Here is a 12,336-nt window from a genome sequence, read left to right on the forward strand (position 1 = left end):
GGTCTCCTCGCAGGGCAGGATGAGGATACGGGTTGGGGTGGGGGGAGACAGATTACGGGTGGCGATGCTCCACGGCGCATCCACCTCCGGGAGGCACGGCGTACGCCACCGGCGCCGGGCCCGGTGCGGAGCGAGCCGGTCCGCGCCCTACTCCCCCACGGACACCGGCCCATCGGCCGGCATGGCACACCGCAATGGGTAACGGGCCAAATGTGACAAAGAGTTGAATACCGCTTGGCCGTTGGTGGTCATGTGTTGCATGCGCGTGCACAAGCGGTAATGTTCACGGCCGGTTGGGCATGTGGCGCAATCTTTTCGCTCGTGTATTCGGGCGAACTTCGCAAGCGTCACGATCCCCTGTCGTCGGCGGTCGGCAACAACAACACCTCGGTCACCGCTCAGGAGCATGTCGTAAGGAGGCCTGGGTGTCTGTGGACACAGTGGACCCGCCACACGAACCGGACCCGTCCCGGCGTTCACCGTTGACGCCGCGGTTCCGTCAGCAGGCGGGCGCCCTCCTGGACCGATGGCCGTTCCGGCGGAAACTCAACGTTCTGGTCATCGCGCCCGTCGCCGTCGTAGGCGTGCTTCTGGGCATCGGGGTCAACACCCAGGCGGAGAAGGCCCGGGAAGCCGGCCGCACGGCGGAGCTGGTGCGCGACAGCGAGCAGGTCGCAAGGCTGATCAACGACGTACAGGCCGAACACCGGCAGGCGCTCCTGCTGTCCGTGGAGCAGGAGTCGGCCCGGCCCGGCGCCGCCCTGCCGTCGACCGCCGCCTACCGCGGGACGCAGCGGGACACCGATGAGCAGGTCACCGCCGTGCGTTCCGCGTTCGGGGCGGGCCTGCCGAAGGAGGAGGCGCGGGCCCTTGAGTACATCCGGGGCCTTGCCGTGCTGCGCGACAAGGTCGAACGGGGCTCGGTCCCGGCCGCCGGCATCGATCCCGCGTACGCTGCCGCGGTCGGCTACCTGATCGACGGCATCGGCCTCGACCGCTTCGACGGCACCTCGTCGTCCTCGGTCACCCATCTCCTCGACACGGTACTGCGCGCCGACGCCGCCCACGCGGCCTACGAGAGCGGGGTGTTCTCCGCCCAGACCCGGGATGCCAACGCGCTCACCGAGTACACCCGGGCGGTCGGTGCTCACAAGCTCTACGAGGAGCAGACAGAACGGTTCGGCAGGATCGCCGACCCGGACCAGGTCCTGCGCCTGGGCGGGATCGAGCGAGATGCCGAGGAGAACGGCATCGACGCCCAGTTCGCGGAGCTCCAGATCGATCCGGGCTCCCTACAGGGCCAGACCCCGCAACAGCTGCGCAAGGCGATCACCGCCGGAACCCGGCAGGCCGAGGCCCGCCTCGACATCACCCGGTCGCTGACGGAGCAGATCGCCGCCCGGGCCGACGGTCTCTCCCAAGGCGCCCTGCACAACGCGCTGGCGATGCTCGGCCTCGCCCTGCTCGGCTTCGTCTCCTGGCTGACCTTCTCCGTCCTGGTCCGGCGCTCGGTCGTACGACCCCTGGCGGCCCTGACCGACGCCGCCCAGCAGGTGGTCGATGTGGCCGGCGAGGAACTCGCCAGGGTCGAGGACGACGAGTCGCCGGAGCGCACCCCGCTGCGGGCGCGACCGATCCCCGTTCCCGTCCGCGACGAGATCGGCCACCTGGCCGAGGCGTTCAACCAGGTGCAGGTCACCGCCGCGGCGCTGCTGGAGCGGCAGGTGCTCAGCCGCCGCAACGTCGCCGAGATGTTCGGCAACGTCGGACGCCGGGTCAGCAACCTCACCTCACGCCAGCTCATGCTGATCGACGCCGTGGAACGCGAGGAGACGGACGCCGACGTCCTGGAGCGGATGTATCGCATCGACCACATCGCCGTGCGCCTCCAGCGCAACGCCGACAGTCTGATGCTGCTCGCCGGAATCCGGGACCCCGAGGTGGAGGCCCGGCCGACCACCCTGGTCAACGTCATACGGGCGGGGCTCGGCCAGATCGAGGGGTATCAGCGGGTGTCCCTGCGGTCCGAGACCGAGGTCACCGTCGCGCCCGACATCGTCGACGATCTGACGCTGATGCTCGCCGAACTGCTGGAGAACGCGGTCTCGTTCTCCCCGTCCGACACGCCCGTCGAAGTGGTCGTCCGGCCCGGCACCGACATCACCTCGGACGGTGGTGCCCTGATCGAGGTCATCGACCACGGCCTCGGAATGAGCACGGAACGCCTCGACGAGGAGAACTCCCGGCTGGTCCGCCGGGAACGGCTCGACCTCGTACCGACCAAGGTCCTCGGCCTGTTCGTGGTCGGAAACCTCGCCCGGCGCTCGGGCATCCGGGTCACCCTGAGCCGTACGCCGGGCGGCGGGGTCACCGGCACCGTCTGGCTCCCCTCCGCGCTGCTGCTCGCCGTGAGCCCCGCCGCCACACCGTCCCCGGGGGCGGCCGCGGAGGTGGCCGAGGCCGTGGCGGAGCACCCGGCAACGCCCGAGCAGGAGTCCACCGCGCCCGCACCCGAGCCCGCACCGGCCTCCGCCACACCCCTGCCGGTACGAGCCCTCGGCACCACGCCCGAACAGCAGCCGGCCGCCCCCTCGCGGCCGGGCGAGCTCCCCCGGCGCCTCGCGCACCGCACGGACGCGGAGCAGACCGGCCCCGCGGTCGAGCCGCGGCCGGCACAGTCCTCCCGGCCGCTGCGACGGCGGGTACGGGGTGCGACGCTCGATATGACCACCCCGGCGGCCGACCGCGAGACCCAGGCCGTGCGCCGACCTGTCGACGCCGACGCGGTCCGTTCGGAACTCGACGAATTCGAGGCCGCCGTACGCAGGGCAGAGCGAGAGAGTGCTCCTGCCCCGAGGGATCCAGCCCCATCACCACACCAGCAATCCCGGAAGGAGTCGGGCAGTGACCACGCCGACAGGTAAGAGCAGTTCCGAGCGGGACGAACCCACCGATCTGACAGCCGCCGTGGCCGACTTCACCTGGCTGCTCGACCGGTTCGCCACCCAGACCGCCGGCGTCGTCGACGCCATCGCGGTGTCCTCCGACGGCCTGCTGATCGCCGTCTCCCAACTGCGCGAGCAGGCCGACTCCGAGCGGCTCGCGGCGATCGTGTCGGGCATCACGAGTCTGGCCGCCGGTGCGTCCGGCAACTACGGCCTCGGCGGCCTCAACAAGGTCATCATCGACTTGGAGGGCGGCCATGTGCTGGTGTCGGCCATCGGCTGCGGCGCCGTCCTCGGCGTGGTGACCTCGAAGGAGGCCAAGCTCGGCAACATCGCCTACGAGATGACCCTCTTCGCCAACCGGGCCGGGAGCGCGCTCACCCCCCAGCTGGTGCTGGAGCTCAAGAAGAACGCCGGCGCCGCACCGGCCCGCTGACCCGTCCCACACCGCGGAGGCAGGGTGCAGGCGCTGAGAAGAGGATCATGATGGCCGCCGGTGAACCAGGACCGGACGAGGGTGGGGGTCCCCCCCGCTCGAGCGGAGCCGAGAGCTTGGGGGAGGGCAGAGCCCAGGGTCCGTCGGAGCCGGCCGGCCGCGCTCCGGCGATCCGGCCTTTCCTGCTGACCGCCGGCCGGGTGGCGGGGGGCGGCGCCGGCCCACCGCTCCCGATCGAGACCCAGGTCGTGGCGACATCGTCCGGGCTCTCCGTCCTGGGCTCGCTCGCCTTCGAACAACACGACATCGTCGCGGCCTGCCGACGGCCGCAGTCGGTGGCGGAACTGGCCGCCCGGCTGCGCCTCCACCTCAACGTGATCCGGGTGTTGGCGGAGGACCTGTGCACCGCCGGACATCTGGCGGTCCATGTCCCGAACGCCAGGACAACCCAGGACATCTCCGTACTGCGAAGGGTAATTGATGGTCTCCGTGCCGTCCCCGACTCACGGGGCTCACTCCGTGACAGCGGTTGAACAGCCGCCGGTACCGGTCAAGTTGGTCATCGCCGGTGGCTTCGGCGTCGGCAAGACCACGGCCGTGGGCTCGATCTCCGAGATCCGGCCGCTGACCACGGAGGCCGCCATCACCGAGGTCGCGGCCGGCGTGGACGATCTCTCTCACACCCCCGGCAAGACCACCACCACGGTCGCCATGGACTTCGGCTGCATCACCATCGACCCGACGCTGAAGCTCTACATCTTCGGCACGCCGGGCCAGGACCGGTTCGGGTTCATGTGGGACGACGTGGTCGAGGGCGCTCTCGGCGGTCTGGTGATCGTGGACACCCGCCGCCTGGACGACTGTTACGCCGCGGTGGACTACTTCGAGCACAAGGGCATGCCGTTCGCCGTCGCCGTCAACGCGTTCGACGGCGAGGTCCACCACGACCTCGACGAGGTGCGGTGGGCGCTGGACGTCTCCGACCACGTACCGCTGATCGTCTTCGACGCACGCAAGACGGGCTCGGTCCGGGATGCACTGCTGGTCGTACTCGAAGTCGCCCTGTCCCGCGCGGAAAACACCACAGCGGGCTGACTCCCGGCCCCCCTCCCGGCCAGGCCCACTGATCCACTGCGCCAGGCAGAACGTCGCGGCGCGAAGCCACAGCCGGCCGAACTGGCGCGGCTGTCAGAGTTTCCAGAGGGCCAGCTGGCGGAACAGGCAGGCGGCCAGCGGCGTGCCGTCCGGGCTGAACTGCAAAGCGTGCAGGGGAGATTCCCCCTTGTCGGCCAGGGTTGCCTTGGGCGTCGGGACGGGGGTGGGCGACGCGGAGCGCGATGCGCGCCCGGACGGCCTCTGTGTCGAAGAGGTGGCGCCCGCCCCGTTCTTGTCCCCGGTGGCCGACGAGTCGGAAGCCAGATCCAGTCCGATCGGTACGGCGACGGCGACGGCACCGGCGCCGAGCGCGCCGAGCAGAAGAGCGCGGCGGCTCGGGCCCGGCGCCCTGGGAGCGGTAGCCGGATCCGAGGGCGGAGAATCCGCGGGCGGGGCGTCCGGCAGCAGCAGGGTGCGGCCTGGTAGCAGCGTCGTGCGGACGACCGTCTCGGTCTCGGTCTCGGTCTCGGTCTCGGTCTCGGTCTCGGTCTCGGTCTACACGAGTACGGTGTCCGCTTCCGGCAGCCCGAGCAGCCGGGCGATCTCAGCGCGCTCGTCAATCATCTCGTGCACCGCGGGCCACCGCGCCGAGGGAGAACACGCCGCTGTCCGGGGTGAGCGGCTGCCCCTCGGCCTGTTCGGGAGACATGAAGGCGGGCGAGCCGACCAGCCGGCCGGTGTGGGTGATCTCGGTGCCGCCCTCGCTGTCGGTGGCCCGCGCGATACCGAAGTCGATCACCGCGGCCGGTCGGCGCCAGCTCGGCCACCGGACGATACGGCCCGACCGTCGGCCGATCCGACGCCCCACACGGGGTTCCGGATGTGCCGGGAGGAGTGCGGTCCGTCTCTCTGTGCGCCTTGAAGGCGCGGATCAGTGCGGGCGGTTCTCGGTCACCACCACCTGACCGGGTCGGCGGCGAAGGCCGTCGTTGCCGCGCTGAGCAGTTCCTCGGAGGCAGCAGGCGCCTCCTTCGGGTGACGTGCCCGCCACTTCACGACGTACGGGCACAGGGGCGCGACCGCGAGCCCCTCGCGGCCGGCCAACTGGTACAGCTCGCGTACCAGTGCTCCCGCGTAGCCCTTGCCTGCGTGTTCGGACTCGACGACGGTGTGGACGGGTACCAGGGCCCGCTGCGGCTCTTGCAGGACGAAGTACTGGATGAAGCCGACGATCTCGCCGTCGAGACGCCCGACCAGGAGCCCCTGGTCCCTGACGTCACTGATCTCGAAGTCGCTGTCGATGCCGATGTCGTTCATGATTCTCCTCGTGGTCAGCTGGTGAAGCGTCGGATGAAGGCGAGGGCGGTGTCGGCGACTTCGCGCCAGCCGCTGTCGATGGTCAGCGCATGACCGCGGCCCTTCATCTCGGTGATCTCGGTGACCGCGTTCTGGTTGCGCTGCTGCTTCTTGTAGGAAGCGTTGGCGATGACCCACGGCACGGTGTGGTCCTTCGCGCCCGAGATGATGAGCAGAGGTCCACGCTCGGGACTGAGGGTGTCGACCTTCGCCTCGGTCCACGGATTGATGTTCGCCAACGCCGCCTGGAACAGCGGCTCGCCCGGCGCAGGCACGGCGAACCGCTCGTACAGCTCCTTGGCCTCCTCCTCGCTGACGGCGTTGGCGAAGGAGTAGCGGAACTGGTCGTAGGTGAGCGGAACGGCCCGGTGGTAGTTCGCCGGGTTGCCGAGGACCACACTCGCGGCCCGCAACGACGAGAGGGGCAGCGGCAGCACGCCGCGGAAGGGCGCCGGGTCGATGGCCACCGAGGCGGCGGACAGCCCGCGCCCGGCGATCATCTGCGTGATGAGGCCACCGAAGGAGTGTCCGATGACGACGGGCTTGCGCTCCAGCCGCCCGATCAGGCCGGCGAAGTGGTCGGCGACCTGGCGCACGCTTTTACCGGCGAAGACCTCGGGGTGGGCGTTGGCCTCGGCCACGGTGTCCGGGTCGTCGGGCCAGCCCGGCATCACAGGCGCGTACCCCGCCTCCTCGAAGACCCGCGCCCACCGCTCCCAGCTACTGGCAAGCAGCCACAGACCGTGGACGAACACGACAGGGGTGCGGGAGCCCGCGTTGATGCGCTCGATGGTCTCGAGATCGGCCGATGCTGACACGGCACATGTCCTCACTGTTGGAGATGGAAGAGGGGCGGTGGTTACGCGGTGGTCGATCGCGCCGCGTCCTTGATCAGCCCCGCGACCGTGTGGGGCCGGCTGTAGAGCGGCAGGTGTGAGCTCGCGACCTCCACCGTGTTCCGGCGGCGACTCATCGACCGAGGCTCGGGCATACCGTTCCGACTCCTTGGATGGGTGAGCGTCAGCGACAAGCTAGGGCGGTGTGCTCCACGCAAGATGACTGCATGTGCAGGGAGGTTTCCCGACAACGCACAGCTCATCGCCCCCCCACCGCGCCTGCCGACGGCCCCGCTTCAGGCGTGCCGGAGGATGTCGTCCAGCAGCCGGTCGAGGTCGGCGTCGAGCAGCGCTCTCCACCGGTGCCGCGTCGTCTGCGTCCGGGCCATGAAGTGGCGTACACCGACCGATGGCGTCCTCACGACGCACCAGTCATCCGCGGAGATCAGTTCCACGTCGATCTCACTGTCGCCGTGCGGACGGACACGCACGTCTCCCTCGCCGGTGGGGAGGATGAGTCCGGTCGCCAACAGGTCTCGCCCGAACACCCACGTGATGCCGTTCGGGGTGGTGGCGTCGGCCACGGCGAAGTCGAGCCGCACGGCCAGCGGGTCTTCCGGCAGGTAGCGCATCCGGAGGGGCAGATGACACCAGCCCCACTGCGCCGTCATCACTTTCGCCGTCACCAATTGCACGATGGGCTGCTGCACATCTGCTCCTTTCGTTACCGATCGGACGCTAGGCCACCGAGGAGCGACAACAAGCCAAAGTGCGTACGAACTCTTGACCTCTGACGCACATGTCGGTATCTGCGGACAGGCCCTAGCAGCTGTGCAGAGCCGTGTGGAGGGTGTCCATGGCCTGGGTGCGCGCGGACCTGGAGACATCGCTGGCACGCAGCGCGTCGAACAGGACGAACCCATGGACGGTGCCGTGGTAGCGCATCGACACGACGGGCACCCCGGCCTCGCGCAGGCGGGCCGCGTACGCCTCCCCCTCGTCCCGCAGGACATCGGCCTCCGCGGTCAGGATCAGGGCCGGTGGCAGCCCTTCGAGATCGCTGACCGTCGCCTGCAACGGGGACGCGGTGATCTGCGAGCGCTCGTGAGGATCGGGAGCGTACTGCTGCCAGAAGCTGCGCATGGCCGCACGGCCGAGGAAGTAGCCGTCGGCGAACTGGCGATAGGACTGCGTGTCCATGGCCGCGTCGGTGACGGGGCAGACAAGGACCTGGTGCAGGACGCGCACATCACCGCGCTGCTTCGCCAGCAGGGTCAGCGCGGTCGCGAGAGTGGCACCTGCCGAAACGCCCATGACGGCGATTCGACTCCCGTCGAGGCGGCACCCGGCGCCGTGTTGGGAGACCCATCGCGCGACGGTGTAGGCCTGTTCGAGGGCCACCGGGTAGCGAGCCTCCGGGGGCCGGTCGTACTCCGGAACGACCACCGCCGCGTCGGCGCCGAGCACAAGGTCGGCGACCAGTTGCCGGTGGGCGGTGGCATCGGTGAGCATCCACCCCAGTCCGTGGAGGAAGAGAACCACGGGCAGCGGTTCGTCTCCGTCCACAGGACGCAGGATCCGCACCCTGATCCTGTTTCCGTCGCAGCCCGGCAGGGCCAGCCATTCCTCCGTGACGTCCGCGTCGGAGCCGGAGCCGGAGCCCTTCATCAAGGGTGTGAGCTGTGCCCGTGCCCTCTCAGGACGCGTGCCGGCAGGCACCGAGGGACAGTCGTACGTCTCGACGAACCTCTTGGCCAATCGATCGAGGACGACAGGCGGTTGCGAGACCTGGGCGATGTCTTTCACAGGGCACTCCTGCACGGGCTCGGCCATGGCCGACGGTGGGGGCGCCCACCGGAAATCGGCAGGCATGCGCCGGATGCCAGGAGGGTGTTCCCGGCACCGTGCACCGACCTTACGGAGCGACCGGGCAGCAGACGGTCCACCAGGTGTACGAACACATGACGCTCCGTGCACTCCTCATGCCCAGGTGAGCAGGGACGGTCTTCCGAGCCACTCTTGTGTCGTCAGATGACTTAAGCCTGGAAGTCCGGATACGCCCACGCCGAATCCGGTGTGAGCGTGGCCTTGCGGAGACCTCTGGTCGCTCCGGCGCCATGGTCCCACTCGCCACCGGAGTACGTGAGCCAAGGAGTCTGTGTGCGATCTGTATTGAGTACGGCTTCCGATCCCGAAGCGGACAGAGTCGGCGCGTGGCAGCGCGCTGTCCGCCGTCTGCTGGCTCCGGTCCAGGTGACCCCTCGGCAGACCGCCCATCCCTTCGAAGGGAGCCTGACGGCCGTCGATCTGGGTTATCTGCGCGTACTGTCGATGGAAGCCGACCCTGTACGTCTGAGCCGCAACACCCGCCTGGTCACCGACGCGCCGGAGAACCACCTCGCCCTCGCCGTGCAGGAGTCCGGGACCGCCGCACTGCATCAGGACGGGCGCAGTGCTGTGCTGCGCCCTGGGGAACTGGCCCTGTTCGACCTTCGACGCCCCTTCGCCCTGGAACCGCGGCAGCGCTTTTGTCTGCACTTGTTCCGTCTGCCGGAACGGTCGCTGGGCGACGCCGCGGCCGGTGTGCACCGGATCACCGGACGTGCCATCGCACCGGCCGAGGGTGTGGCCGCGCTTCTCGCCCCCTTCGTCACGGGGCTCGTGGCAGACGCGGCACGCATCGCGGCACCGGTCGGCGACCGACTGGCGGGAAATGCGGCCGATCTGCTGGCCGCCTTGGTCGATGAGCTGGGCGGCGCCGACGACCGCGGCTCCACCCGCGATCACCTTCTGCCGTTGATCCGGCGCTACATCGACGAGAACCTCCGCGATCCCGGTCTTTCCCCTGAACGCATCGCTGAGGCCCACCGCATCTCGGTCCGGTATCTGCACCGCCTCTTCGAAGCGGAGGAGACCACGGTACGGAAGCTGATCCAGCAGCGGCGTGTCGAGGAGTGCGCCCGTGAGCTGGTGCGGCGGGGGCGAGCGACGCCGACCATCTCGACGGTCGCGCAGAGCTGGGGCTTCCAGAACCCGGCGCACTTCAGCCGTGCGTTCAAGTCGGTATACGGGCACTCGCCCCGTCAATGGCGCAGGGTCGCGGGAATGACGAGCGACTGAGAAACCACGACGGCCTCTCTCACCGGAGTCGTCCCGCGCGCGGGGGGCCGGCATGTCGAGCCCCCGCGCGAGAGAGTTTCTCCCTGCATACGTGCGTGCCTCAGCCCGCGAGCGCCAGGGCTCCACTCACCTTCTCCTCCGCCGGCGAGGCCGAAGCGTCGGCGTTGCGGACCTTGTGCCAGTCGCTCGGTGAGATGCCATAGGCGGCGCGGAAACTGCGGCTGAAATGGGCGGGGTTCACGAAGCCCCAGCGCTTGGCGACTGCCGAGACGGACGGGGTGACGTGCCCGAGCCGGGCCAGTTCCCGTCTGCACTCCTCCAATCGGCGCTGCTGGATCCACCGGCTGAGGGTGGTGCCTTCGTTGGCGAACACCTTGTGCAGGTATCTGACCGAGACATGATGGTGGGCGGCGATCATCTCGGGAGACAGCTCACGGTCGCCCAGATTCTGGTTCACAAAGCTGCGGATCCGCCGTGCCAGGTCGGCACGAGCGGCATTCTCGTCCGCCGTGCCAACGGCCGCGCTCTCGACCACCGTCAATTCGGACACCATCGTGCCGAGCAGATCCGTCACGAGGCCCGCGAGGCGGTGAGCGACGTGCTGCGAGTAGGACGCAACCGAGTCCGCCATGGTCTCGAGCACCGGTGCGAGGAGCTGAACCACTCCCTGGCCGGACGGCCGGTGGACTCCCCAGAGGACCTCCATGTCCTCGTCGGAAAGGCCCAGAACAGTGCGAGGGAACTGGAAAAGGTGCAGACGGAAGTCACCGTGCTCACGTAGCGCATAGGGACGTGAGATATCGATGACGAACACGTCGCCCGGCTCGCAGCGCAGGGCCCGGTCCTGCTGAGCGAGTAGGGCCGAGCCCGTCGTGTGGATACCGACGCCGATGACGTCGCCGGGATTCGACGCGAGGGACTGCGACGGTCCGACCAACCGTTGCTCTCCGCCCTCGAAGGTACTGACCTGCAGGAATCCAAAATGGTGCGAGTCGGCCCGGCCCTGGAAGGAGGAGCCGTGCGGCACGACGTTCTCCCGCGACGGGAGCGCCCGCGAGACGGAGTCCTCCGATATGAGCCGTTTCCGATCGGCGACAGACATGGTGGTGAACGCCAGGCTCATATGGGCTCCCTGGTACAGAGTGGTTCAGAGCATCGTCGGCCTGCCTTTCGGCGGCCGGTGGGGCCGTGGCCGTGCCGTGGTCCCCTGTGTCGGGCCTGCTGATGCAGGCGTACACGCAGCTCCGGCGCGATGGCGGAGACGACGCCATCTTCCGTCGCCGCGCGTTGTTTTCACCACGGAACACCTCGGTCCTGCACTGTGGGGCAATCACACATCACGGCAGGTCAAGCGCGTGGCAGAGCTGCCGTACGGATGGTGCGGGGGCGGTGGCCACGGTCTCTGCGCCGCCTTGGGTGTCGCGCCACTCGGACGGAGGCATGCCGTACGCGGCGCGGAAGAGCCGGCTGAAGTGGGCCGGGTTGGTGAAGCCCCAGCGCCGGGCCACACCGGAGACCGTCTGCTCGGAGCTGTCGCCCCGTAGCAGATCCCTGGCGCACGCCTCCAGTCGGCGGCGTTGAATCAGACGGCTGACCGTGATCCCTTCCCCTTCGAAGAGCTTGTGGAGGGACCGGACGGACATGTGGTGAGCGGCCGCGATGGCGTCCGGGCAGAGTCCCGGATCCCCGAGGTTCCGGTCCACGTAAGCACGGACTTCCCGGGCCTGGGTGTACCGCGGACCTGTCGTGCTCCCGGCGTCACCGGCGGCGCGCTCGGTGACGAGGGTGGCTACCAAGTCCGTGACGTTGCAGGCTAGTTGGCCGACGACGTGCTCCGGGCAGTCTGCGGCTGTCTCGGCCAGTGTCACCAAAAGAGGTCCAAGTACGGCGGCCACCGGACTGTCCGGTTCGATCACGGTCGCCGTCACCCGCTCCAGCTGGTCGTCCCGTACACCAAGGGTGTGGCGTGGCACGAGGCAGACCGTCGTGCGTACACCGTGCGGGAGGTCGACCACATGCGGACGCTCGGTATCCCAGATCGCGAGCGATCCCGCGGTGATGTCGACCGTTCTCCCACCCTGCTCCAGCAGAGCACCGGTGGGCCCTACGACGGCGACCACCACATAGCCCTCGGTCTCCCCCGCGCCACGGGCGATCCGCCGTCGACCGCGGGTGAAGCACTGCGGATCCGCGTCCGTCGTGACGAAGAGCAGATGACCCAGGCGCCGGGTGGTCATACGGCCTTTCAGCGGCCGAGCGCCGTACGGAGTGACCGTGACCGGCAGCGTGGCCCTGGAAACGGCCCGGCTCCAACGACGCATCCTGTTGTCGCTGTCCGGGAATCCGGCCGTGTCGATCACAGGTGTCATGGAGGCCTCCAGTCATCTCTCCGGTGCCGGACCCCACCGCCGCACGAGCGGCCCACCGGCACCTCGACCATCCTGGAACGCCGGGTGACCTACGTCGTCGGCATGATGACTGCGAAGCGACTGTGATGCCGGGATGCGCCAGGCCACGCTTTGCTGTCAGCGCAGGTCGTCATCCTCTG

The 12,336-nt window shown here is 69.1% G+C and carries 12 protein-coding genes and 1 pseudogene; 5 read left to right on the top strand and 8 right to left on the bottom strand.

The window, feature by feature from the left end; all coding sequences use genetic code 11:
• Positions 1-425 precede the first annotated feature (425 nt).
• Genes KI385_RS08970 through KI385_RS08985 form a run of 4 tightly spaced genes read left to right on the top strand, consistent with a single transcriptional unit; the run spans position 426 to position 4,476 of the window.
• On the top strand, positions 426-2,924 hold the full coding sequence (locus tag KI385_RS08970; protein WP_238571682.1) for a sensor histidine kinase: 2,499 nt from the start codon (positions 426-428) through the stop codon (positions 2,922-2,924).
• Positions 2,905-3,381 (top strand): roadblock/LC7 domain-containing protein, encoded by a 477-nt coding sequence (locus KI385_RS08975; RefSeq protein ID WP_238571683.1) that lies wholly within the window; start codon positions 2,905-2,907, stop codon positions 3,379-3,381. Before KI385_RS08970 ends, KI385_RS08975 begins: the two co-directional genes overlap by 20 nt.
• Before the next feature lie 47 nt (positions 3,382-3,428).
• Entirely contained in the window at positions 3,429-3,914 is a 486-nt protein-coding gene (locus tag KI385_RS08980) for a DUF742 domain-containing protein (RefSeq protein ID WP_425356892.1), read from the top strand.
• On the top strand, positions 3,862-4,476 hold the full coding sequence (locus tag KI385_RS08985; RefSeq protein ID WP_238571685.1) for a GTP-binding protein: 615 nt from the start codon (positions 3,862-3,864) through the stop codon (positions 4,474-4,476). The genes KI385_RS08980 and KI385_RS08985 overlap by 53 nt, the downstream gene beginning before the upstream one ends.
• Positions 4,477-5,116: 640 nt before the next feature.
• On the opposite strand, the pseudogene KI385_RS44570 reads toward KI385_RS08985, so the two are convergent.
• The 6 genes and pseudogenes from KI385_RS44570 to KI385_RS09010 form a co-directional block, all read right to left on the bottom strand.
• Positions 5,117-5,275: pseudogene (locus KI385_RS44570) on the bottom strand (serine/threonine-protein kinase); the annotation flags it as partial.
• Between the two features lie 152 nt (positions 5,276-5,427).
• Positions 5,428-5,793 carry a GNAT family N-acetyltransferase gene (locus KI385_RS08995; protein WP_238571686.1) on the bottom strand — a complete coding sequence of 122 codons (366 nt, stop codon included), beginning with the start codon at positions 5,791-5,793 and terminating at the stop codon, positions 5,428-5,430.
• A 14-nt stretch (positions 5,794-5,807) separates the two neighbouring features.
• Positions 5,808-6,650, bottom strand: a complete 843-nt coding sequence (locus KI385_RS09000) for an alpha/beta hydrolase (protein WP_238571687.1) — start codon at positions 6,648-6,650, stop codon at positions 5,808-5,810.
• A 41-nt stretch (positions 6,651-6,691) separates the two neighbouring features.
• Complete coding sequence (locus KI385_RS43875; RefSeq protein WP_281066809.1) at positions 6,692-6,823, bottom strand: hypothetical protein; 132 nt, start codon at positions 6,821-6,823, stop codon at positions 6,692-6,694.
• A 141-nt stretch (positions 6,824-6,964) separates the two neighbouring features.
• Positions 6,965-7,378, bottom strand: coding sequence for an SsgA family sporulation/cell division regulator (locus KI385_RS09005; RefSeq protein WP_238571688.1), 414 nt, complete (start codon positions 7,376-7,378; stop codon positions 6,965-6,967).
• Between the two features lie 112 nt (positions 7,379-7,490).
• Positions 7,491-8,501: an alpha/beta hydrolase gene (locus KI385_RS09010; RefSeq protein ID WP_425357066.1), complete on the bottom strand. Its 1,011-nt coding sequence runs from the start codon at positions 8,499-8,501 to the stop codon at positions 7,491-7,493.
• Positions 8,502-8,828: 327 nt separating this feature from the next.
• On the opposite strand from KI385_RS09010, the gene KI385_RS09015 reads away from it, so the two are divergent.
• Positions 8,829-9,788, top strand: coding sequence for a helix-turn-helix domain-containing protein (locus KI385_RS09015; RefSeq protein WP_238571690.1), 960 nt, complete (start codon positions 8,829-8,831; stop codon positions 9,786-9,788).
• Between the two features lie 100 nt (positions 9,789-9,888).
• Here the strand turns inward: KI385_RS09015 and KI385_RS09020 are convergent, their stop codons facing one another.
• Together KI385_RS09020 and KI385_RS43880 are read right to left on the bottom strand one after the other, a co-directional pair.
• The gene (locus KI385_RS09020; protein WP_238571691.1) at positions 9,889-10,911 is read right to left on the bottom strand and encodes a helix-turn-helix domain-containing protein; all 1,023 of its coding nucleotides are present in this window, start codon (positions 10,909-10,911) and stop codon (positions 9,889-9,891) included.
• Positions 10,912-11,125: 214 nt separating this feature from the next.
• Positions 11,126-12,157, bottom strand: a complete 1,032-nt coding sequence (locus KI385_RS43880; protein WP_281066810.1) for a helix-turn-helix domain-containing protein — start codon at positions 12,155-12,157, stop codon at positions 11,126-11,128.
• Positions 12,158-12,336 lie beyond the last annotated feature (179 nt).

The sequence above is a fragment of the Streptomyces inhibens genome (assembly GCF_022221585.1).
GTDB lineage: Bacteria > Actinomycetota > Actinomycetes > Streptomycetales > Streptomycetaceae > Streptomyces > Streptomyces inhibens.

Bases quoted from the DNA above. Each gene is read 5' to 3' on its own strand.
- KI385_RS09020 (WP_238571691.1), bottom strand. From the start codon at position 10,911: ATGAGCCTGGCGTTCACCACCATGTCTGTCGCCGATCGGAAACGGCTC.
- KI385_RS08995 (WP_238571686.1), bottom strand. From the start codon at position 5,793: ATGAACGACATCGGCATCGACAGCGACTTCGAGATCAGTGACGTCAGG.
- KI385_RS43880 (WP_281066810.1), bottom strand. From the start codon at position 12,157: ATGACACCTGTGATCGACACGGCCGGATTCCCGGACAGCGACAACAGG.
- KI385_RS08985 (WP_238571685.1), top strand. From the start codon at position 3,862: ATGGTCTCCGTGCCGTCCCCGACTCACGGGGCTCACTCCGTGACAGCG.
- KI385_RS09010 (WP_425357066.1), bottom strand. From the start codon at position 8,501: ATGGCCGAGCCCGTGCAGGAGTGCCCTGTGAAAGACATCGCCCAGGTC.
- KI385_RS08980 (WP_425356892.1), top strand. From the start codon at position 3,429: ATGATGGCCGCCGGTGAACCAGGACCGGACGAGGGTGGGGGTCCCCCC.
- KI385_RS43875 (WP_281066809.1), bottom strand. From the start codon at position 6,823: ATGCCCGAGCCTCGGTCGATGAGTCGCCGCCGGAACACGGTGGAGGTC.